General features: G+C 34.0%; 22 protein-coding genes and 2 pseudogenes. 11 read left to right on the top strand and 13 right to left on the bottom strand.

The genetic code is table 11. From position 1 onward, the window contains the following. The first annotated feature begins 13 nt into the window (after positions 1 to 13). Both ASM33_RS04770 and trxB read left to right on the top strand, forming a co-directional pair. On the top strand, positions 14 to 613 hold the full coding sequence (locus ASM33_RS04770) for a peroxiredoxin (protein WP_110410153.1): 600 nt from the start codon (positions 14 to 16) through the stop codon (positions 611 to 613). Next, a complete protein-coding gene (gene trxB / locus ASM33_RS04765; protein WP_110410154.1) occupies positions 614 to 1,555 on the top strand; it encodes a thioredoxin-disulfide reductase in 942 nt (313 codons plus the stop codon). A gap of 248 nt (positions 1,556 to 1,803) precedes the next feature. Here trxB and ASM33_RS08955 read toward each other — a convergent pair. The 5 genes and pseudogenes from ASM33_RS08955 to ASM33_RS04740 all read right to left on the bottom strand — a co-directional run. Beyond that, positions 1,804 to 2,654, bottom strand: a pseudogene (locus ASM33_RS08955) (IS110 family RNA-guided transposase); the annotation flags it as partial. Positions 2,655 to 2,700: 46 nt separating this feature from the next. Then, complete coding sequence (locus ASM33_RS04750; RefSeq protein WP_110410583.1) at positions 2,701 to 3,657, bottom strand: IS5 family transposase; 957 nt, start codon at positions 3,655 to 3,657, stop codon at positions 2,701 to 2,703. A 90-nt stretch (positions 3,658 to 3,747) separates the two neighbouring features. After that, positions 3,748 to 3,888, bottom strand: a pseudogene (locus tag ASM33_RS08950) (IS110 family transposase); the annotation flags it as partial. A gap of 520 nt (positions 3,889 to 4,408) precedes the next feature. Then, a complete protein-coding gene (locus tag ASM33_RS04745; RefSeq protein ID WP_110410156.1) occupies positions 4,409 to 5,053 on the bottom strand; it encodes a hypothetical protein in 645 nt (214 codons plus the stop codon). A gap of 219 nt (positions 5,054 to 5,272) precedes the next feature. Continuing rightward, positions 5,273 to 6,652, bottom strand: coding sequence for a hypothetical protein (locus tag ASM33_RS04740; RefSeq protein WP_110410157.1), 1,380 nt, complete (start codon positions 6,650 to 6,652; stop codon positions 5,273 to 5,275). A 238-nt stretch (positions 6,653 to 6,890) separates the two neighbouring features. On the opposite strand from ASM33_RS04740, the gene nuoE reads away from it, so the two are divergent. The 5 genes from nuoE (at position 6,891) to ASM33_RS04720 (ending at position 10,549) form a co-directional block, all read left to right on the top strand. Then, positions 6,891 to 7,391, top strand: coding sequence for an NADH-quinone oxidoreductase subunit NuoE (gene nuoE, locus ASM33_RS04735; protein ID WP_110410158.1), 501 nt, complete (start codon positions 6,891 to 6,893; stop codon positions 7,389 to 7,391). Continuing rightward, on the top strand, positions 7,384 to 7,650 hold the full coding sequence (locus ASM33_RS04730) for a hypothetical protein (protein WP_237342878.1): 267 nt from the start codon (positions 7,384 to 7,386) through the stop codon (positions 7,648 to 7,650). The genes nuoE and ASM33_RS04730 overlap by 8 nt, the downstream gene beginning before the upstream one ends. Further along, the gene (locus ASM33_RS08825; protein ID WP_257790990.1) at positions 7,647 to 7,775 is read left to right on the top strand and encodes a hypothetical protein; all 129 of its coding nucleotides are present in this window, start codon (positions 7,647 to 7,649) and stop codon (positions 7,773 to 7,775) included. Before ASM33_RS04730 ends, ASM33_RS08825 begins: the two co-directional genes overlap by 4 nt. Next, positions 7,772 to 8,983, top strand: coding sequence for a tRNA guanosine(34) transglycosylase Tgt (tgt, locus tag ASM33_RS04725; RefSeq protein WP_110410159.1), 1,212 nt, complete (start codon positions 7,772 to 7,774; stop codon positions 8,981 to 8,983). The genes ASM33_RS08825 and tgt overlap by 4 nt, the downstream gene beginning before the upstream one ends. A 99-nt stretch (positions 8,984 to 9,082) precedes the next feature. Beyond that, positions 9,083 to 10,549 (top strand): ankyrin repeat domain-containing protein, encoded by a 1,467-nt coding sequence (locus tag ASM33_RS04720; protein WP_110410160.1) that lies wholly within the window; start codon positions 9,083 to 9,085, stop codon positions 10,547 to 10,549. Positions 10,550 to 10,598: 49 nt separating this feature from the next. Here ASM33_RS04720 and ASM33_RS04715 read toward each other — a convergent pair whose 3' ends face one another. After that, the gene (locus ASM33_RS04715) at positions 10,599 to 13,664 is read right to left on the bottom strand and encodes an efflux RND transporter permease subunit (RefSeq protein WP_110410161.1); all 3,066 of its coding nucleotides are present in this window, start codon (positions 13,662 to 13,664) and stop codon (positions 10,599 to 10,601) included. Between the two features lie 180 nt (positions 13,665 to 13,844). Between ASM33_RS04715 and ASM33_RS04710 the strand changes: the two genes are divergently transcribed. Beyond that, entirely contained in the window at positions 13,845 to 14,435 is a 591-nt protein-coding gene (locus tag ASM33_RS04710; protein WP_112477220.1) for a hypothetical protein, read from the top strand. 72 nt (positions 14,436 to 14,507) lie between these two features. On the opposite strand, the gene ASM33_RS04705 is transcribed toward ASM33_RS04710, so the two are convergent. The 4 genes from ASM33_RS04705 to ASM33_RS08715 all read right to left on the bottom strand — a co-directional run bounded on the left by ASM33_RS04705 (position 14,508) and on the right by ASM33_RS08715 (position 17,666). Next, entirely contained in the window at positions 14,508 to 14,783 is a 276-nt protein-coding gene (locus ASM33_RS04705; RefSeq protein ID WP_237342877.1) for an FtsB family cell division protein, read from the bottom strand. An 88-nt stretch (positions 14,784 to 14,871) separates the two neighbouring features. Further along, the gene (ykgO, locus tag ASM33_RS04700; RefSeq protein WP_006279631.1) at positions 14,872 to 15,000 is read right to left on the bottom strand and encodes a type B 50S ribosomal protein L36; all 129 of its coding nucleotides are present in this window, start codon (positions 14,998 to 15,000) and stop codon (positions 14,872 to 14,874) included. A gap of 77 nt (positions 15,001 to 15,077) precedes the next feature. Continuing rightward, positions 15,078 to 15,896 (bottom strand): pyruvate, water dikinase regulatory protein, encoded by an 819-nt coding sequence (locus ASM33_RS04695; RefSeq protein ID WP_110410163.1) that lies wholly within the window; start codon positions 15,894 to 15,896, stop codon positions 15,078 to 15,080. Positions 15,897 to 16,085: 189 nt separating this feature from the next. Then, positions 16,086 to 17,666, bottom strand: a complete 1,581-nt coding sequence (locus ASM33_RS08715; protein WP_237342876.1) for a sugar phosphate nucleotidyltransferase — start codon at positions 17,664 to 17,666, stop codon at positions 16,086 to 16,088. Positions 17,667 to 17,874: 208 nt separating this feature from the next. Between ASM33_RS08715 and ASM33_RS04685 the strand changes: the two genes are divergently transcribed. After that, positions 17,875 to 18,597, top strand: a complete 723-nt coding sequence (locus ASM33_RS04685) for a P44/Msp2 family outer membrane protein (protein WP_110410164.1) — start codon at positions 17,875 to 17,877, stop codon at positions 18,595 to 18,597. A 28-nt stretch (positions 18,598 to 18,625) separates the two neighbouring features. Here the strand turns inward: ASM33_RS04685 and pdxH are convergent, their stop codons facing one another. After that, a complete protein-coding gene (gene pdxH, locus ASM33_RS04680) occupies positions 18,626 to 19,219 on the bottom strand; it encodes a pyridoxamine 5'-phosphate oxidase (protein ID WP_110410165.1) in 594 nt (197 codons plus the stop codon). Positions 19,220 to 19,385: 166 nt separating this feature from the next. Here pdxH and ASM33_RS04675 point away from each other — a divergent pair, with 166 nt between their 5' ends. Both ASM33_RS04675 and ASM33_RS04670 read left to right on the top strand, forming a co-directional pair. Continuing rightward, a complete protein-coding gene (locus ASM33_RS04675) occupies positions 19,386 to 20,549 on the top strand; it encodes a SurA N-terminal domain-containing protein (protein ID WP_110410166.1) in 1,164 nt (387 codons plus the stop codon). Between the two features lie 87 nt (positions 20,550 to 20,636). After that, the gene (locus ASM33_RS04670) at positions 20,637 to 21,194 is read left to right on the top strand and encodes a methylated-DNA--[protein]-cysteine S-methyltransferase (RefSeq protein ID WP_110410167.1); all 558 of its coding nucleotides are present in this window, start codon (positions 20,637 to 20,639) and stop codon (positions 21,192 to 21,194) included. Positions 21,195 to 21,256: 62 nt separating this feature from the next. On the opposite strand, the gene ASM33_RS04665 is transcribed toward ASM33_RS04670, so the two are convergent. Together ASM33_RS04665 and ASM33_RS04660 are read right to left on the bottom strand one after the other, a co-directional pair. Next, the gene (locus tag ASM33_RS04665) at positions 21,257 to 22,120 is read right to left on the bottom strand and encodes a hypothetical protein (protein ID WP_157956381.1); all 864 of its coding nucleotides are present in this window, start codon (positions 22,118 to 22,120) and stop codon (positions 21,257 to 21,259) included. Positions 22,121 to 22,326: 206 nt separating this feature from the next. Next, entirely contained in the window at positions 22,327 to 22,842 is a 516-nt protein-coding gene (locus ASM33_RS04660) for a pyrimidine dimer DNA glycosylase/endonuclease V (protein WP_110410169.1), read from the bottom strand. Positions 22,843 to 22,925 lie beyond the last annotated feature (83 nt).

Genomic DNA, 22,925 nt, shown 5'->3' with positions numbered 1-22,925 from the left:
AAATAGGTTAGTTATGAATCTTATAACAAAGTCTGCTATTGATTTTACGGCTCCGGCTGTGCTCTCCGGCGGGAAATTTGCCGATGATTTCTGCCTTAGCAGCCAAATAAAGGATAAGTACGCTGTTCTTTTCTTTTATCCACTTGACTTTACGTTTGTCTGCCCAACTGAATTAATATCGCTGAATAATAAAATAGGTGAATTTACAAAGCGCGGTGTTGAAGTCATAGGTATAAGTGTAGATTCAAAATTTTCACACTATCACTGGCGTAAAACTCCAATTAATGAGGGTGGTATTGGTGAAATTAGTTACCCTTTGGTGTCTGACATAAAGAAGTCAATATCAAGAGACTATGGAATCTTGCATGATGATTCAATTGCTCTTAGGGCAACTTTTGTCATAGATGACGCGTTTATTGTGCGACATCAATCTATAAATGACTTGCCTTTAGGACGTAGTATTGATGAGATCATCAGAATTATTGATGCGATTAAACATAATAAAGAACATGGCGAGGTATGCCCAGCAGGATGGGAGAAAGGTAAACCAGGAATGCAAGCAAGCGATGAAGGGGTGGCGGACTTTCTTAACTCACATAGTGAAGAGCTATAGATGCAGTTACTCAGTACAAAAGTTCTAATCATTGGTTCTGGTGCAGCCGGTTATTCTGCTGCTATATATGCAGCGCGTGCGAATTTAGAGCCAATTGTAGTGACGGGAATGCAACCTGGTGGCCAGCTTACGATTACTACAGATGTTGAAAATTATCCTGGGTTTTCCTTGATACAAGGTCCGGATTTAATGGAGCAAATGAGGCTGCATGCAGAAAATGTTGGAACACAAATAATAGAGGACGAGATAAAAAGCGTTGAGCAACTTGTAAAGCCTAATGAATATCAATTTCAGTCCTTTGGCACTTTTAATAATTACTACTCTAGTGCAGTTATAATTGCAGCTGGTGCACAAGCAAAGTGGCTTGGCCTTGCAAGTGAAAAAAAATTCCAAGGTTTTGGAGTTTCAGCATGTGCAACTTGTGATGGTGCATTTTTTAAGAATAAAGTTGTAGCTGTGGTTGGTGGCGGAAACACTGCAGTTGAAGAAGCAATATTTTTAACTCGATTTGCCAAAGAAGTTATACTGATACACAGACGTGATAAATTAAGAGCAGAAAAAATAATGCAAGATCGGCTTTTTAAGAATGATAAAATAAAAATCATGTGGAATTGTGGTATTGAAGAAATACTTGGAGAAGAAAATCCAAAAAAAGTGACTGGCATAAGAATAAAATCAACTGAAACTGAAAATATTCAAGAAATACAAGTGGATGGGGTATTTGTTGCGATTGGACATGCACCAAATACAGGTATTTTTAAGGATTTTGTTGAAATGGATGAACATGGCTATATCATTACTAAGCCAGGAGCAACTTTAACTAGTAGGGCAGGGGTGTTTGCTGCAGGTGATGTTCAAGACAAAGTATATCGTCAGGCAGTAGTTGCAGCTGGGACTGGGTGCATGGCGGCACTTGATGCAGAAAAATTTTTAGAAACTTAAATTATACTTCTTGCATAACTGTTATTTGAGTAAGAAATTAGCATCTTGGTTCGATGTCATTCGAGTAGCTGACACTGGAATCCAGCAATCCATAAGGTGTCATCCCAGTGCGTGACACTGGGATCTAGCGAACTTGCTTGCAAGTGAGCATATAATGAAAAGGATAAAAGTTTTTATGCTAAGATACAGTGTTTAATGGAATTGCACTGCAAAATAGATCCCAGATACTGTCTTTGATGTCAAACAAATTATCCAACTAAATTACAATTAAATGGTTGATTGTTTTTAAGAATACCAAAAAAGACATGCATTAATTTTCTCATTAACGCAAGGACTATGACTTTTGGGCATTTACCTTTACTTGCTAGACGCTGACAAAATTTTTGAAAATGATTATTATGGTTTTTGACTACTATAGCTGTCATATAAAGGGCTTTTCGGACGCGCTCAGATCCTATTTTACATATGCAACTTCTCTTACTTACAGACGATCCAGATTCATAATGTCCTGGATTTAGGCCAGCAAAAGCTGTAAATTGCTTAGCATTGTCAAAATTATCAACCGCTGGCATTTCTGCAATAACAGCAACAGCAGTAAGATGTCCTATACCTTTTATAGTCTTGAGGTTTTCTACCATATTTTTTAGATGTGGATAGTGATTTATATGCTCATTAATTTCTGTTTCGAGAACAATAATTTGCTCCTCTATTGCCAAAATTACCTTAGATATAGCTTCTTTGCAGCTGGAATGCATATTTTCATTTTCCAAGCGGTTCATCTGTTGCAATTTATCATTTGTTGCAATTTATCATTTTTTAGCGATTGCATACAACGGTAAAGATCTCTTAAATGCCTCATTTCAGGTGCAATTGGTTTCCAAAGAGCAGGTTTATTCGCAATACAAAATCTAGCTATCATAGCTGCATCTGATTTATCTGTTTTATTTCTGAGCAGCTCACTTTTGCCAAAAGCCTTGATTTGAGCCGGGTTTACTATACTAACATTATGCCCTAAATCGTGCATAAAAGTAGCCAAATCTTCCCCATACCAGCTAGTTGCCTCAAGACACAGATGAATAAGATTTGCTCCATGGCCATTGGGCTTTGTTGCATAGCTAGTTGGTAGCAGGCAGTATATGATAAATTCATGAGGCTATCTCAAATTTAGCCATACCTATATCGGTAAATTTATTCAGCAAATAGCACTTGAGTAGCAGTTCTTTTTCACGATTCACCTCTGATTTTTTCCTAAAACTAAACCCAAATATACTTTTCAGTCGCCAGAAGAAAACTTCTACATAAGATCTTTTTCCGTAATTCACCTCTCTTTTCCATGGCTTTCGCCCATCCTCGCCGAGCTCATTATATGACTCTATTAGCCTAATAGCAGCGTTTCTTTCGGCCATACAGGCCAATTTCGGATGCGGTATGGCGTCCTTTTTTGGCTGGATTTTCGTTTTTATCCCAAGTTTATGACATAACTGATAGATGTGGCGCGTATCGTATGCTCCATCTGCGTACAAAACGGACACATTATTGACTTCTTCCAATAAATCGTGCGCTCCACGGCAATCAGAATAAGTTCCATTGGTGTACTTTGCATCTATAGCCTTTTTGCTATTTACATCCAGCATCAGATGAAGTTTTCTTGTTTGGTCATGGTGACGATATTTGCGATCTTTACTGTTTACTCCGCTGTGTTTTGGAGTATTGTTGTAAATGCTAATGCCCGTGCTGTCTATAGCAACTTCGATATTTTCCATATCATTCTTATCTATTCTATTATCATTAATTTTTATGTTAAGTTTTTTAAATCTTCTTGAGGCCTGTGAATAGCTTATGACAGATAGATTCCTTCCTATTTGTTCGAGGTATCCTTTTATAAATCCTACCGTTTGCCTCAGGCCAATCCTAAATAGATAAGTTATTATATGAACTAAAATCACAACTTTATCGCTGTAAATATTATTCCCACCTGCCACTTTTGGGCTGCTTTCGTACCAATTTTCAATGGCATTGTTGATATAATGAAAAATATTTCCTCTTTCTTGCAAAAATTTGTTATATTCGTTTTGGTTACTGACTTTCATTTTGACTGGCATTTTTTTCTTTAAGCAGTTAAATGCCTGTTTTATAATGAATTTAGTCAGTAACTTCCAGCCTTTTTCTCCATAGCTATGCAACAAAGCCTGGCCATTGCACCAAACCACAAGCTTTGCAAAGCCATCCTGATTATTTTGAAAGACTTTGTGTCGTTTTTTATTGTCCATCAGCAAACAAACATCAAATTTCTTTTTTGAAATATCCACACCCAAAATAGCATTTACTTGCATAAAATTACCTCCAAGACTATAAATAAACTGAGAGTTTAGACTAACCTTGTAATACGGGATATAATTCCAAAGATACTGTTCAGTCTTTTAACTCTATGGGAGGGGAGCAAAATCTGGAATTCGGCCTTATTGGCGTTAGTGTCAAGTCGGCTTCACCCTTCCTGCGTGGTATTTTAGCTCTAATGCCTCACATCATAAAGATACAAGTGTCACGCACTGGGATGACACGATGAGGAGCATTCGGATGATACCAGTAGTTGATACTTAATACAAGACCTATCGCTTTACGGGATGTTTGTACAGTTATGTGTGCGATACTAGAATCTACCTATTTTCTTGCTGGATCCCAGTATCAAGTACTGGGATGACAGGAGAAGTGATACTTGGATGATAGCAGGAGAAGTGGTACTGGGATGATAGATGGTTTTGTAAGAAGCCAGCACTAGCTTCTTACTTTAACTTATTTTTATTATGTGTATGGGGTATAAATAATCTGTAAGTCTGTTAATATGCATAACCATTAAATAATATCATCACAGAATTGATATTCTGGGCATGTTGACTCATTAAGATTAGAATTGAATGCTACATGATTTCCACTCATGGTAGGATCATCCATCGGGCTCATGAGCACAAAGCCATGTAATATTTCAGGACCATAGTTTGTAGTAATATCCTCTGGATAAGTAATAACCAACTCACCATCTTCAAGCTCTGCTGAGTGATCATTAAAAGTTAGAGAGTCATCTTCTTCACTTTTTACTCTATCTTCATTTTCAGAATATTCACCTAGTACTTCTCTACCATAGTCTGTAATCCACATATCACTATCATTTAGTTCTATATGCAAAGAAGCATTATCACTATCAGTAATAATAAACTTTCCATCTTCAAGCGTTACTGAAATAGACTCCAAAGAAATATTATCACTAGGCCTATGTAAATTTTCAGCAGTGTTAAGTAAATATTTATCACTCTCAAAACGATCACTCTCAAAATTAAATTTTGAATCTATCCTATACTCTAAGTATTTGGCCGTAGCAATTTCCTCTCCTGAGTCATCAATTATTTGCAACCAAAATTTGGTATTAATGATCTTGCCATTATAAAAAACATCAGTTGTTATATGCTTCCCCTTTATAAGTTGATATGTTTTTTCAGTCATATATATATACCTATATTTATTAATATACAGGCAATATAATGTTCTTTTTAATGAAAGTCACTAATAAAATATATATATTTATTAAAAATTTTATTATTTTATCTATAAGAAAAAATAGCTCCTAATCACGGTGTGTAGCTAAATAAGATTTACCGACATGATTCTATTATTAAGCTAATGGATCTCTTGGCATACAACCATTGTTTTAATAGCAGTAAACTACTTTTCGTGTTCTAGTGGTTTCAAAGAAGTTAGCTGAACTCCATCCACCTCTGCGCGTGGCCCTTGCGATTGCAATATTCTAATCCCAGCGATAAGTAAGGTGATGTCATTAGAAGTGAAATCCTTCAATCCTTTAGCTAGTGTTGCTAATGCATTACTATCATTACCCTCCAATACTGAACTGTCTAATGCATAAGACTCTCCTTTTAATTTACAAAGTTTATCTAATTCTTGATAAAGCCCTTGACTTCCTTCCCTAAATGGTTTTGTGAACCCAGAAGCTCTGTCTAATAAATTTTTCACATCTTTACGTGTATTCTCAGGAATTTGTAACAAGAATTCAGTATTTGCATTCGAACCAGGGTATAACGCTGAACTTGGTAAAGGTGTTTCTAAGTTGTTTTTTGTGTGGATCTTATCTTGCTCTGCCTCAACTTCCTTTCTAATCTCTTCATGTGCTTCACTCATTATTAATTTAAATTTGCTTAATTCTTCTGTAAGCCCAGCCTTATCAGTACTAAGTTTACTATCTCCTTTTTCTTTCAATCTTGTTAAATCTTTTAATGTTAACTCAATATCTGTATCATCTAGTCGAATTTTTCCATCTTTTTCCTTAATGAGATTTGTTAAAGCCTTAAATCCGTCCTCATTCAAAAGATATTGCTTTATAAAAGCTGCATCATCTGGAAGTGGCTCACCTTTTGCTATTCTTCGATTATTTGTGTCATTGTTAACATAACAGTTTGATACATGTTCTACTGCATTTGACGGTCCTGGAGATAACATATCAATAAAATTTTTGAGTAAATGCACTACTCCTTTTCCTATATCTTCTACTTTCTCTCCTACATACTTAGCACCACCTTTTATATTTTCTGATATTGCCTTTCTCTTATATATAGCAAGAGCGATAAGAGCTATTGCTAATAACACTGCTGCACCTATAGCAATGAATGGTGCGGCAGCTGCTATTCCAGCACCTGCCGCTCCTAAGCCTGCACTTATTGCGCCAAAGTTTGCACCTATTGCCCCACCAAGTATTCCACCGGCAATAACACCAGTAGCACCTATAGCAATGTTTCTACCTAAGTTATCAGCTTTTTGTATTATAATCGGATCTTTACTAAATTGCTCAAGTAAGCTTGTGATTTGTTCCTTGGATAATTTATTTTGTATACCGTGTAAAAGTTTCTGACCTTTATCACCTTGGAATAACTCAAGTATATCGGCTACATTTGTTAAATCTTTATCTGTTATTCCTTCAGATTGTACAAAGTCTTCTGCTGCTGTCTTAAAATCTTCATTTACTTCAGCGAGTTTTGCTATACTTTCAGCGACTTTACTATAGTATGTTTTTGCTATACCGCCTTGTCCCATCTTTAACTCCATTAATAGTAAATATGCTTAATTATATATAATAATTGTTAATTATTTTATAATTGATGTAAGATATTCAGTAAATCTCTAATGGTATGTTTATAAATGTATCACTTTAATTTATTAATTTTTTGTGGAACTTGTGTTGATTAGCTCTTTTTATTCCTATAAAGAACCAACAATTGCAATTATTAGTTCTTCAGATATAATCTCTTCAAATTCACACGAGTCTTAATGAATGGCAGAAAAAGAAGAGTTATTTAGTTTTACATCAAAAAATCTTGACTTGGCGAAAAAGTTTATAGAGATGTATCCAAAGGGTAGGAAAGGCAGTGCTGTTATGCCTTTATTATATTTAGTTCAAGAGCAATGTGGGTGGGTATCTGAATGCGCTATGCGTTATGTTGCTGACATGTTAAGTGTTCCGCATATTCGTGTATATGAAGTGGCAAATTTCTATACTATGTATAATCTCAAACCTGTTGGTAAATATTTGATACAAATTTGCAGGACTACTCCTTGTTGGCTCTGTAATAGCGAAGAAGTTTTAAATACATTCAAAAAAAAGCTAGGGATTGACATCGGGGAGACTACTGAAGATAATCTATTCACTTTAAAGGAGGTAGAATGCCTCGGTGCATGCGTTAATGCCCCTGTTGTGCAGATAAACAATGATTTTTATGAAAATCTCACTTCTGAAAAAGTGGAAGAAATCATAACGAAACTTTCAAATGAATAATAATAGGCCTATTGCAAAACCTTCTGTACTTGCAGATGCTACTCAAAATTTGTCATCCCAAAAACCACAAGGTGTCATCCCCAGTGCCTTTTTTCCTGTCATCCCAGTGCGTGACACTGGGATCCATCTTATTTTCATCATGAACATTATTTTAACGTATGCTCATAGAGTCTGTTGTCTATTGTATAATTTGCAAATATTTTTATACCTAGATCCCAGTGTCACGCACTGGGATGACAAAAGGGGGCTACTTGGATGACAGGCAAGAGCGACAACCAAGTTGCATTTGAAATACAACGTTTGTACAGTTGTGTATCACGCGCTGGAATGATGCCAGATGGGGCTGCTGATCTTTCACTAAAACAGTGGTTATGCAAGAGATGAAAGAAGAATTTTCATTTGAGGTAAAAAAACAGTCAGGCTCTGCGAGAGTTGGCACAATAAGAACACCACATGGTAATATAGAAACACCAGCATTTATATTCTGCGCAACGAAAGCTGCAATTAAAGCTGCAGACATTGAAAGAGTAAATGAAGCTGGCACTCAGATAATACTTTCTAACACTTATCATTTAATGCTCCAACCAGGGGAGGATACGGTTGCAAAACTTGGCGGTTTGCACAAGATGATTGGATGGAATAAACCAATGCTCACTGATTCAGGTGGATATCAAATATTCAGCTTGGGTCATGGATCAGTTTCAGAGGAGATTAAAGGAGTAAGAAAGAAACAAAAAACGCTTATTAAAATTAATGAGGATGGAGCAGTTTTTCGCTCATATATTAATGGTAAAACTTATTATTTAACTCCTGAAAAATCTATACAAATTCAGCAAAAATTAGGTGCTGATTTAATAGTGGTTTTGGACGAATGCACCCCATTTCACGTAAGCAAAGAATACACAGAGAAATCTATGCTTATGAGTCACAGATGGGCTGAGCGTTCTTTGAAAGAATTTGAAAAGAACCACTGCGGTAAACAGAAATTATATGGAATTAGCCAAGGAGGAGTATATCAAGATTTGCGCAAAGAAAGCTGTGATTTCATCAATAGTTTGCCATTTTTTGGTCAGGCAATAGGCGGGTCACTTGGACAAAGTAAACAGCAGATGCAAGATGTAGTTTCTTTTACAATGGAGCGCTTAAAGAAAGATAGACCTACACATTTGCTTGGTATTGGCGGAATTGTGGATATTTTCAATGGAGTAAATCTTGGAATTGATACATTTGATTGTGTCCATCCAACTCGCTTGGCAAGGCATGGCGGAGCATTAATAAAAGTGAAAAACATGAATTCTATTTCTTCAAAGTGCAAAGAACATATTAATTTGCGAAACCAGCAATTCGAGTTGGATGATAATCCTATTGAAAGTGATTGTTTGTGTTTTACATGTAAAAAACACTCAAGAGCTTATATCCATCATTTACTGAAAGCCAAAGAATTATTAGCCCATACGCTCATCACTATTCATAACGTCTTCTTCATGAATAAGCTGATGGAATCAATAAGGCAGGCAATATTAGATGATAGGCTTAATCAAGAAAAAAATAACTGGGTTAGTGAATTGCAATTACAGGAAACCTTACTCTAATCATAAGTTTATTGAAATTTTATGCAAAGATAATTAATATTTTATTGAACATATTAATGTATATTATTTAAATATTAAACTTACTGATGCCATTTTACAATGAACATTCAAAGGGATAGTCAAAACATTATAAGTAACTTACATGCACTGATTCAAAACAATCAAGTTGATAAGTTTACAGATGAGTTGCAACATGCGCTGGAAAAAAAAATAGACGTCAATACTCAACTACTAAAACAATTTGGTAGTAGATTATTACACTTTGCTTTTCTCAATAATCAATCTTCAGAGTTTGCTAAGTTACTTCTTCGCCATGGAGCTGATATTTATGCTGAAAATGATAACAAACAAATACCATTAACTCTTGCTATTGAAGATGGTAGATTAGACGTTATATGTTTCCTTTTAGAAAATGAATATGTAAAAGCAGATGATATTTTACAAATCATGGAAGGAATCTTTATATATGATGATAGGCGTTTCCATGTAGAACAAATATGTAAAGACCCTAATCTATGGAAAATTCCAGAGTTAGATTTACATAAAAAGCTTGAGTATAAAAGAGCATTTTATAAAGAATTTGGAGTATCTAGTAGCCTATTAGAAATCAAAGAATCTGATAGAGAAAACACCTATACAGCAGAACTATATAAAGAATTATTTGAAGGCGAACAAGCCAGCAAAAATGCTGACTTTCATGATAATATAACTAACTTTATTTCAAGAATTGAACCAATACAAACACTGTCAGAAAAAATCTTAGGTCATTCCCCTAACCTTGGAATATGTAACGCATTATGCAGCTTCATCGCTGCGGTGAAGCCTGAAAATAAAAAAGATTTCGATGAAATTATGGAAACATTTTCTAATGAATCTCATGAGAGAATCACATTTTATAACAAGGTAAATGAGAAGGATTTTTCGGATTATCTTCAAGGTAATACGCAAGATTTGTCAAAAGAAGATATATTTTTGTTTGCAACAATGATAGTAGAAAATTTATCCATTCTTAACACTAAGAATGCAGAAACAAGAAAAGAACTTTCTCTTGATGATAACGTTTTATTTTTTGAAACGTTGAATGAATGTAATGAAGATAAGCAAGTTCAAATTAACTTGAAAGTGCTTAAAGAAATTTTAGAAAAAGCAAGTATAGGCGATTATGTACAGTTTGGTTTTGGAGTTGGTGCTGATAATACAAGTTATGCAGGACACGCAGTACTAGTAAACAAGTCAGCAAATGATAGATACCTGTTTTTTGATCCTAATGTAGGTGCTATTGGCTTTGATAAAAATGGAACTCCAGACTTAACATTAGAACAACTTAGTGAAGTAATGGAAAATTTGTTTAATACTTTAAAAACTCTTACATACAAGAAAAATGATAGCTTGCAAAATGCATATGTAGGAGTAGTGGTTGAAAATACTACTAGAAGTTTAGATAAAATTATAGAATCACATAGGGAAAAAAATCAAGATTGCTCTGGTCCGAGATTCACTTTTCAAGATATCAAAATTGAAAATATTATTGATAAAAAAGCTACACCTGATATACATAAAAGGTAATATTTTCAAATGTATAAGTTTATGCACGATGCTTAAGAAAATGGAGAAGCTACCGCTTTTGCATCACAAGCAGTGCAGGTGTGAAGAATAAAGTTAGAGCTGTTGCAACTAACACTCCGCATGCAATAGTTGTTGAAATGTCAACCCACCACTGGCTTGATGGTGCATCATACGTGATTTGCAGCGTGAAAAAGTTGATATTGAGTCTGGTTATCATAGGTATTAACCCAAGAACTGTAGTTGCAACGGTGAGTAATATTGGCCTTACACGAGAAATTGAAGCATTGATTACACATCGTTTAATGTCATTTTTATGCGCCTTAATTTGGGTGTGAAAGGCATCAAGTAATAGTATGTTGTTGTTTACTATAATTCCAGCAAGTGCAATGATTCCAACGCCACACATGACAATTACAAAAACTTGATTGGTAAGAAAGAAAACAAAAAACACGCATGTGGTAGATAAAAAGACTGCTGTCATTACAATGAATGTGTGATATACATTATTAAATTGTGTTATTAACACTAATACCATCAACGTAATTGCTAATATAAAGGCTTGCAACAAAAATGCTCCTGATTTCTGTTGATTTTCTTTATCACCCTTAAAGACAATTTTTACTCCTTTATCCCAGTCCTGTGCAATACTATTTTGAATAAATTTAATTCTTTCATCGACAAGATAGCCAGTATCAACATCAGAGGAAATTGTCACTGTCCGCAACCCATCAATCCTACTCAACTTATTTATCTTTTTTTCTGGTGCATACTTTACTATGTTGCTCATAGGATATGGACCGTTCACTGTGTTGATAAAAAGATTATCTATAGTCTTCATGTTACGATCCTTTCGAGGAAAACGCAGTACAATATCGATTTCTTCATCCAGATTATTAGGCCTATATTTTCCAATTAACACGCCGCTTGTAACCATTTTTATAAAGTCGCCAATGGTTGCAACACTTACCCCAGAACTTGTGGCCTTACTCTTATCAACACTCATATTCCATTCTATTTCAGGTGATGATCTACTATCTTGAATATTTATGAACCCAGATGAAGGCTGATTCATCATTTTCAGCATCTTTTCTACTGCTAAATTTAAGCTGAGTGCATTTCCACTTAGATTAATTTGTATTGGCTTATCAGATGATGGTCCTGACTTTTCTTCCTGAACATCAATTATTATGCCTTTCATGTTCTGCAGACTGCTTCTTATATCGCTTAATATATGCTTAGCTTTTCGCCTGAAGCGCCAGTCCATCAGTTCTAATTGAATTTTGGCAATGACATTATCTGAAAATGCTCCTGATCTGGAATATGATACGCCAATTTCTTTTTCAACGCTTAAAATACGCTCTTCTACTTCTTTTAGTATCAAATCTCGTTCTTTAGCTGATAAGCTTTCTTTTGCTTTAACGCTAACTAAAATATTATCTGGATCAACTTTCGGAAAAAATTTCACTCCAGGGCCAAAGCTAAAGTACAATATACTAAACGAAAACAAAACAGATACGACGATACAGACAAATTTTTTAGGATGATCTAAGACCTTCTCTAGCATGCGTACATAAGTTCTTATTATTGGCCCAGCACTTTTTATCTCACCACTTTCGATAGCATTCATTCTTTCAATTTCTTCTTTTGAAGTTACCGATGGCTTTCCAAAAATTGCACCAAGTGTTGGTATAAAAACTAAAGCCATAATGAGCGACCCAGTTAAAGTTAAAATTATTGTAATTGGTATATACTGCATGAATTTTCCTACAGTATCAGGCCAGAGTAGCAAAGGAAAAAACACTGCCAATTTAGTCAGTGTTGATGATACAACCGGATAAAACATATCACGAACTGAAGTGTGAAAGGCCTCTACTTTATCCATGCCAGCAATCATTTTTCTATCGGCATATTCGCTGATTACAATTGCATCATCAACCAGCATACCAACAGCCATAATTAAACTGAAGAGTACAACTATATTTAAGGTAATACCCATCGAATAAAGAGCTATTATTCCAATAAGAAAGGAACCTGGTATCGAAAGTGCCACAAGAATTGCTATTCTTGTTCCCATAGAGAACATTATTATAATGAGTATCAATAACACAGCAAATATTATGCCGTTTTCTAAGTCATCAAGCACATCACGGACATTTTTTGACTGGTCGTTTAAATATACCACTTTTAAATTTTCAGGTAATTGATCTTTTGCCTTGTCCATTAAATATTTCACTTGATTTACTGTATCTATTATGTTTTTTCCATTACGTTTTGAAATTTCTAATACGACACTAGATAGCCCATTAATGCGGGCAAACCCTTCATGATCCTCAAACCTAGGGTACACTTTTGCTATATCTTTTATTCTCAAAACTGCATCATCTTGAGATCTGATTGGAATATTCATAATATCTTCTATGTTTTTCAATAATCCTGATATTTTAATTGAATATTTGCCTGTATCATTTTCTAGTGACCCGGCTCCCACTAATCTATTATTGTTTGATATAGCATGAAATATTTCATTTGATTGAATATTGTATTTTGTCAGGACTGTGGGCTCAACTATGATTTCCACTGTTTCTTTACGCACGCCTGCCACTTCAACTTTAAGAACGTTTGGTAAAGACTCGATTTCTTTCTTTAATTTTCGTGCTATTTCAGCTAAGGCTCTTTCCGGCAAATTACCAATTAATCCAACATTTAATATGGGAAATAAACTCAAGTTTATTTCGTTTATTATAGGAGATTCTGCTTCTATAGGTAGCTTTGTTTTTATGTTTGAAAGCTTTGAACGAACGTTGTCGAGCACTTCTTTATTATCATACTCTGTTGCAAATTTGAGTATAATATGAGCGCCATTATCAGTTGCGATCGCCTTTAGCTCTGTTACACCTTCTATGGATCTTAGCTCAGTTTCTATAGGAATCACTAATAACTTTTCACTATCTTGAGCAGAAATACCGGGAAGTCCAACGAATACGCTAATTATAGGAATTTGTATATCAGGGTTGCTTTCTCTTGGCATTTTCACATAAGCATATGAACCGAAGATGAAAATCACTATAAGGAGTAATATCACCGCCCTGTTTCTTTCAAGAAGTAAGCTTTGCATTTTAGGATGTTACACTGAATATATATATTGTACTACTCTATTATAGCTGACATAGATTATATATTAATTAACCATTATATAACTTTTAGAAATCTACATAAAGAATGAAAATTTTCACAAAGTTGCAAATATACGAAAGTTTGTATATAATAATACTAGGTATAACATCTGAGGGTTATCATGATGAAGTTTTTAAACAATATCACACAAGGAAAGAATAAATTTGTTACATCTGCTTTATTTGCAGTTTTAGCAACTCCGATACTTTTTGCAACCATTGCTGTTGCTGTAAAAATAGCTATTATTCTTTCTGTTGCTGTAGTCAGTTACTTATTACTTTCAATATTTCCGTTCATTCAGAAAATACGAGCTAGGAACAATGATGTTTCTACTAAAATTGAAGAGCAATCTGATGTTTCTGAAGATGAAGGATATGATAGCGTTGATGAAGGTAAAGAAAAGGATAGTGAAATATCTGCAGCAGAACAGGAAGAGATTGAAGCTGAACTAGAGGCAGAAATTATAAGTGCAAGAGTAGAAGAAGAAATGAAAAATGGACTGCCTAAAAATATGGATTTGAACGGCAATGCGCTTTGTGATAAGGGTAGGGCTCAGTGTCCAGCTAGCTATATGGATTTAATGAAACCTTTGCCAGAGCATATAGATGGATTTTACCAAGCTTTTAATGTTCCTTCTACTATTGTTAATGAGCCTAAACCTGAGGGAAAGCTCTATCCTGCAGAATGGCTAGCACGGTATGGTAATATTTAGTAAAAATGCTAGAGCGGTTAACTATGGAAGATATTTTCAACCAGAGGTAGCTTTTATTTTTCAGTGGTTCTATTATTGCTTAGTGTCAAGAATAACCATAAGTTCATTAGGACTTACATAACCTAAAGAATTTTTTGCTTGCTCGTCAAGTAAATCTAAATCTAAGCTTTTTTCATATAAACCTAATATTTTATTACTTAATTTTTCTTTTTCATAAGAGATGCCCTTTAGCAAAAATTTATTGTATTCTATATCCTTATTCAATTTCATTAATGTTAATAGGCCACGGTTACCTGTGACGATGCTAACGCTGAAATATAACGTAATGAAAGAAACTAGCAAAGCCATACATAAATAGAGCAGCTTCTTTTTCTTTTGAGCTGTAAATATCACACCTTCAAATATAGGAATTGAAAAATATATGATATAAAAGGTGCTAAGAGCCCTGGCGTGCTTTGCACCTTGGCTTCACCTTGTTTATAATATAAATCTTACCACCCCTTTTCACAACTTTACAATTTTTATCTCTGTTGCGGTGAGATTTTAGCGATCCTTTTACTTTCATATCTACAGTAAGAATTAAATTACTTTACATTATGATCACTTATAAGAGGTTAGTCAATTGATAAGTTTTTTCTCATCTCATATTTTATTAAAATATTGTATAATTGTTGCAGATACTTCCTCTATTGATTTTTGCGTAACATCGATAATTGGCCAATTGTTTTGTTTAAAAAGCTTCTCTGCTTCCTCAATTTCTTCTTGTACTTTGTCGTAATTAGCATACACGTTATTGCTTTCATTCTTGATTGAAGTGAGTCTATTTTTACGTATTTCGATTAGTCTGCTTACATCTATTGTTAACCCTATTGTTAGCTTGTTTTTTAATTTTACTAAATCTACATAAAATGGTATTCCGCTAACAAAAGGAATATTTGCAACTTTATAGCCTCTGTAAGCTAAGTACATACTAGTGGGAGATTTTGATGTACGCGAAACTCCAACCAAAATTATATCTGCCTTTTCAATGTCTTGGATATTTTGTCCATCATCATGGTTAATAGTATAGTTTATTGACTCAATACGCTGAAAATATTCATCACTTATTTCAGTATGTAAATCAAGCTTTTCATCCTTTTCAATTTCAAGATAGGAGGAAATTTCTCTGATAATGTGTGATAATATAGCTCTATACGGGATTTCCAACTTTATGCAGTTATCTTTTAGATACTTCCTGAGATTGTCATCAGTGATGGTGCATATAACGAAGTGGTGCTCATCGCTTTTACTTTTCATCTTTTCTAAAATGCCATCAACCTGTTCTTTTTCTTTTACAAAAGACCAAACATATTCGACCGTTTCTACAGCACTAAAATGTTTCAGTGCTGATTTTGCAACTGATATAACAGTTTCACCACTTGAGTCAGAGACTAAGTGCAGATTAAGCTTTTTAAGAGTCATGTTTTATATGAAGCTATGCTTAAAAATAATAGTATGAATTTAAGCAATCGGCTACTGTTAATTCATTAGATTCATTGTATTGGGAATATAGCTAAAATGGATAAGATTTACCATTTTTTCTGTCATATTATTTATATAGGATTCAGTTGTAAAAAAATCTGGACTCCAGTTTCCGCTCTTGCTAGATAACTATATCCTTCCGTATACATCATCCAATCTTACTATATCATCATCAGATAAATGCTCTCCAATCTGAAATTCAACGATCTCAAGTGGAGAATTTTCACTTCTGTTTTCAATTCTATGAGAAACGTTTCGTGGAATTTCTATCATATGACTTTGGGTTATAGAATGCACTTTATTGCCCACACTAACATATCCAGCTCCTGACAGTATTATGTGATATTCATCTCTATAATTATGAAACTGCTTAGAAGTGCAGCTTAGTGGATTTATAAAAAGATATTTTATAAGAAAATTTTTGCCTATTAAAATGATACTATAAAATCCCCATGGCTTGATCTCTTTTTTAACTACTGTCTCTTTTTTGATTTTATTAATAAATGACATTAGACTCTTGCTTGGAACATTAGACCTCTTGCATAACCCGATTTCTGAAGGCAATTTTGTCGTCGAAGCTCGTCTGCGCTCCTCAAATACATTCGAGTATTCTGTGGTGCTCATCTTCACTCCTCCTAAAAATTCCTCATCACAAACAGGTTTTGCAAGAGGTCTATTTTGCTGCGTGTAAGTAGATTTTACACTACTTAGTTCATTAGACTTCTTTCGAAACTCTACTTCTGTGGGAAATTGCGTTGTCGCTTCGGTGCTCAAATCCTCATGTATGTTCAATACACTGCGGTTTTCCGCTCCGTGTGCTCCTAGCACTTGCCTCTCACAAGCGAGTTTCGAAAGAAGTCTATTTGAATTATCTTCCCGCAGAGAATGTTGTGCAGGTTTTATCTCACACTTCGCATTTAGTTCTAAAATTGCACTCCATGTTCCCACGTCCATCCAATCAAAATCAGATTCGATCATTGAGACATTTTTTGCTTTTTCCATCACTAAGTAGTCAACAGATATATCTTCTATCCCCTTAAAATCCTGCTCTTTCAAATAAAGAAGTTTTTCCTGCTGTGTATAATGTGTTATACTGTTACAGCATAAATTATAAAGATTTGGGGCGAGTTTTTTGATCTCGCTGATGTAGTGTTTTGCTTTAAATACAAATATACCTAAATTCCAATAATGATTGTTATCCATCTCATACGCGGGTTTTTCTATGAAATTCTTTACTGTATGATACTTTTTTTTGTGATCATAGATTGTATCGATATACCCATACTCAGAATTAAATTCGTGTGGCTTGACTCCAAAAGTCACTATAGTGTCGTTTTCCTTGGCTACCTCAGATGCTTTTTCAATTGAATTATAAAAATTATTCAAATTGCCTATAAAATGGTCTGAAGGCAGAATTAACATTATTTCATTTTCATTGGAGAGGAGTGTAGAAATTAATATTGCTGCTGCTGTTCCAATTTTTACTGGTTCAAAAATTACTTTATACTCCTGTAAAGCATGTAATTCACTTATCACTAATGACTCGTACTCTATATTTGTAGCAATGATTGGAGGCATATAACTACTTTTCAGCCTCAGTAAAGTGCTCTGAAACATAGTGTGATTGCTAAATATTTTTTGAAATTGTTTTGGTTGTGATAAAGGCCAAAGTCTACTGCCACTACCACCACACAGTATTACAGGGCGCATATTACTTACTAATTAATAATATTAATTAAATAATTAGTAGTTTATGTTGGATCAAAAATATACGCAAGTTTTTATTTTAGATGCACAGTCCAAAGAGTGAAGTATAGGAGGCTACCATCTAAGATAGAACTGCACTGTTAAAACAAAATAATAGTTGACAAAAATTCTATCCTGGTTACTTATATGCTATGTTAGTAATGGGAGTTATATGTATGCCAGATTTATTCTATTTACGGCATTTTCTCTCTGTTTTTTATTATCCACTGTTTGCTTTTCTAATGAAAGATTTGAATCAATAGGGAAAGGATTTTATACCAGGTTTGCTGTTGGCAGAGCCATATCCAATAATTTTCAAGATGCTGTTAAAACACAGGCTAATACAGTGCACGCAGGTCTAAGTGTTGCTAAAGGAGCTTTAACAGGTAATACCATAAGTGTTCTGAAAGCATTGGGAGAAGAAATTGCAGGTATCAGCAATTCCAATCTTGAAGCTGATTTTCAATTTTTATACAGCTCTAGCTGGGGAATATATAACTCTAATAGATATTTTACCGAAAGGTATGAAATTGAGATGGTTCTGAATAAAATCAAGCTTTTTGATGGCACAAAGTTTTATGATAGAAATATGGTTTCATTAATGTCAAACATATATTATGAACCTGTAATTAAAAGCATTCCCTTAATCCCATACTTTGGCTTCGGGGGCGGTTTAGTCGCTATGAAGCGAGATTCTGATTTTCTCCTTACTGATATTATTGCTGATTATAGACTAGCCATTCAAATTAAGCTTGGCGTTAATTATTCTATTGCGTCATCATTAGAGTCACCAAAGATTAGCGTGGGTTATTGCTATTTTTCTTCTATACCTCCATTTGGAGAAGATGATCTCAAACTTCATAATATTGAAGTGGGTTTTATTCGCAGCTTTTAGATGTACAGTGATGAGAAGTATTAAAATACTAAGGGTATAATTGTTCTAGTGTCCAATTATTTTCCTCAATCAAAGTATATCTAAATCTAATATGCCTCCTATATTCACCCTCTTGCCAAAATTCGATTACTTTTGGTATTACACAAAATCCTACCCAAAAATCAGGACGAGGAACTTTTTGATCACAAAATTCGATGCTTTTTAATTCAATATGTTGTTCAAAATCTTGCCAATTTTTTAGAACACTAGATTGTTTTGAGCACCATGCACTAATTTGACTATCACGTGCACGAGAGGTAAAATATTTATCAGCTTTTCCACCATTTATGAGCTTAACATCTCCTTCAATTCGTACTTGCTTAGAAAATTTCATCCAATGAAATACTAATGCAGCTTTAGGATTTTCAGTTAATTCTTTTCCTTTTCTACTATTTACATTAGTGAAGAATACAAACCCTTCTTTGCTATATTCTTTGAGCAATACCACCCTTGCAGATGGAACGCAATCTTTGCTACAAGTTGCGAGTGTCATTGCATATGGTTCTTTATACGATGAGCTCAGCACTTCTTCATACCACTTTGAAAATAAATCAATCGGATCGTTTTCAGGTAAAAATGTCATACTTTTTGATCAAAAAATAAAATTTTCATACACTGCGGAAATGTGGCAATTTTGTCGTACCAGTGTTATGGCGTTATTACAAATTTTGCAAGTTTTTTGAGTCCTAGCATACCACTAGCGTTGATTAAGTATTTACTGTATAATTGATTGTTCGTTGAATAATATTATGTTTAGAATACTGATTTTACTATTAATGGTATGGATATTGCCAGTTACGTCATTTGCAGTAGGAATTCAAATTATTGCAGATGTAGATGGCGAGCCAATTTCAAGTTTAGATATCGAGAAACGGATTAATTTGATAAATTCATTGTTTGGAAATCAAAATATTGACAAAAATGAAGCGAAGCCTCAAATTTTGAGGCAACTAATAGATGAAGTCATAATCTTCAATGAAGCGAAGAGATTAAATATAAACTTAAGCAGTGAAGAGTTAAATAGCGCCCTTGTGTTATTTCTAACCCAAAGTTTTAAACTTAAGACAGATGAAATTGATCAGTACATAAAAAAGCACAATATAGATCTTGGTATCTTGAGAAAACAAATAAAATCCCAAATACTCTGGAGTAAAATTATTGAAGCAAGAATCGTGCCATTTATCAATGTAAGTGCTAAAGAAGTGGATGATGCAAAAGGACAAACAGAAAGGCCGGATTATCTTATCGCGTTTGAGGAGTTTATAATTTCCAATCAGAAAGACAAGGATGTTTATGCTGTGGCTGAAGATTTAGCGAAAAAATTACGTAGTAGTAATAATGACTTTATTATAGAACCTTCAATCAAAGTGCGTAAAACAACGGTTAATTTAAATCAATTGAAGGGAAAATTTAAGAGCGTTTTAGAAAGCTTGGAAATTGGGGATGTTGCTGATCCAGAAAGTATAAGGGAAGGTTACTCTATTATAAAAATAATTGATAAGGTACAGCTTAATCATGCACTACTCACAAGTACTTTAAAATTAAAACAAATTATTGTTGAAGATTCAGGAAGTTTATTAAATAGTCTGAAGGAACAAAAAGCTAATTGTTCCAATTTTGGTGAGCTGGCAAGTAATTTAAAATTGCCAGACACAAGAGAATTTGAAGTAAAAATACGAGATTTAAATCCCGATTTACAGATTTTATTCAGCAAAGCAAGTGTCAATGAGATAGTAGCATCAAAAGATAATGGTACTTCAAGGTTAATGATGGTGTGTGATATCAAAAGTAATGTGGCAGATGTAGAAGCAATTACGCAGCAGATTTATCAACAAAAGATTATGATTCAAAGCAACTTGCTACTGGATAATATGCGTAAAAATGTAGCTGTTAGTTATAGTGGAAATAAGTAATTACGTCATACCGTAATTTCATCCTACAACTGGTTAGTAAAATAAGAGGATTTCAAGGATTTTTGTTAGTAGAGTTAAATCAAACATATGATTATATTTAAACCTGCGGTTCCTAGAGAGTACAAAAGTAGTTTGAAAATCTTTTATGGGCTTCATTCTACTTTATTTGGGAAATGTCTTATAGGAGTTGCTCAAGAAGGTATCTGTCATCTATCTTTTGTTGATACTGAAGTCTCATCCATTGAGGTGCTTAAAAAAGCATGGCCACAAGCACAACTCAAACAAGACATAGTAATTACTGGAAGTATAATACAAAATGTTTTTATGGGAGACAGCACGAGCTCTGAAAAAATGTTTTATTTATTTGTTAAGGGGACAGACTTTCAAGTTAAGGTGTGGCAGGCGTTAGTTTCAATGCCTAAAGGCATAACAACAAGCTATGAAAATATTGCACATATGGTTGGTAACCCAAAGGCCGTACGCGCTGCCGCAAATGCAATTGCCAATAATCCTATTGCTTACTTGATACCATGTCACCGTGTTATTAGTAAATCTGGAGCAATACACAAATATCGCTGGGGAGTAGAGCGTAAGAGGGCTATTTTAGCTTATGAGCAGCCAAGAAAAACTTACCATATAACATAGGTATAACAGTTTTGCTTCAATTTTCCCTTCTTTACGCTCCGTGGTTGTAAAACTCATTGGTGCTAAAAATAACGAAACCCCAGATCTTCTTGCTCTGCTTGCTCTATTTCTACTTCAGTGAGTATTGTTGATTGTGGCTTTTCTTTATCTTTTTGCTCTTCTTCTACTTTATTCAGTAAGCTTGATTGTTGTTCTTCCTTTTGCTCTGCTTGCTCTATTTCTACTTCAGTGAACGTTATTAATTGTTGCTCTTCCTTATCTTTTATAGTGGTTATTATTTCAAAACTTTGTACTGATAAAGCTTCAACTAAAGACTTAGATTTTTGTATATTACCCATTCTTACATCCTTGTTTTCTGCCAAATCTTGGTCACTTACACCGTTACGCTCAATAATTCTTACATTATTTTTAGTACCAAGCTCTATCTTAATAGTACATTTTCTTTCACCTACATACCAATTTAAGGTCATTATTATAGGTAAATCACCCTCGATGTTATAATACCTTAGATTATTTTTATCAATTGTGCAGGATATTGCATCTTTCTCATCACTTGTCATTAACGAAAATCTTGAAATTTTATTTTCCTTACAAAAATCACTAGTTAAAAACTCACTTACTTTTACCTGTTCATTGTTTTTTACCTTAGCTCTTACATTGTAACTTGTTTCTCCATCTTCTATTTTTTTTACAAATGTTTTCTCTACTTGTCCTACATAATTATTAATTTTAATCTTAACTTGTTTAACTATTTCATGATCATCACTTAGATAACTAGAATCACATTTAGAGTTATCTATAGCAGAGTTACTATTTCTATTGACAAAATTCTTTAAGTAATCTAGTAAACCAGCTTGCTTCTTATACTCTTCAGCAAGTTGACTGAATGTTTCATTAGATATAGTTTGTGTTTGTGCCTCAGTCATTTCAATACTCCAAATAAGCTCATTGTCGCATACAAGCCTCATATGTGAATACTAGTATATTGTGTGTTGCTAAACATATTCCTGGCAGTTAAGGAAAAGTTAAGAAACTTTCACCAGGTCTGTTTTCCTACGATATTGTAAATTAATAGTTAAAGAGTATTTTCCTCTAGCAGTTGCTTTATTTGATCAGTAGAAAGTTCAGTTATTCAGCTTGGATACTCTATTATCCAGTCTGGTACTTCTCTACCTTTTTCCCACTTAGCAAATCTCATTTTGTCTTGCAGATAATATTTCCTGTAAGCTTCTACAGCATCATTACATTTATGTTGCTCTGGTAGTGCTTGTACAAAAGCTTGCATATCAGTTGATTGAAAAACAAGCAAGTCCTTATTACTATCACACCAATCTATTACTTTTTCTGACTTATGCTTTTTTTTATACCGGTAAGTGTACTCTTTACATAATTCTTTTCCATGGCTTATCAACCAATCGAATTTTTTTGATTGTCTTGCCCATACAGAACAAGGGTGATTTCTATGAGTAAGTTTATATGGAACTGATATATTCTTATCTGTAATGCTTACTGAAGGACATGATTCTTTTGCTACCCAAAAAACACTACTCAATAATTGAGCAGTTTCTAATATCATTTTTACCACATGCTTGTCACACAACATCTGTGCTGCAATTATTGGATCTTCATGTAATATAAAAATGTTCATCTGGATAACAAATACCTTTCTCCTGTTTAGCTACTCATAGAAATCCGTACTGCTTTACATAATTTAGTTAGCTTAGAGTATAT

Source organism: Wolbachia endosymbiont of Folsomia candida, assembly GCF_001931755.2.
Lineage (GTDB): Bacteria > Pseudomonadota > Alphaproteobacteria > Rickettsiales > Anaplasmataceae > Wolbachia.
The sequence above is the reverse complement of the archived record's forward strand: the minus strand, read 5'-3'. Positions and strand labels throughout refer to the sequence as shown.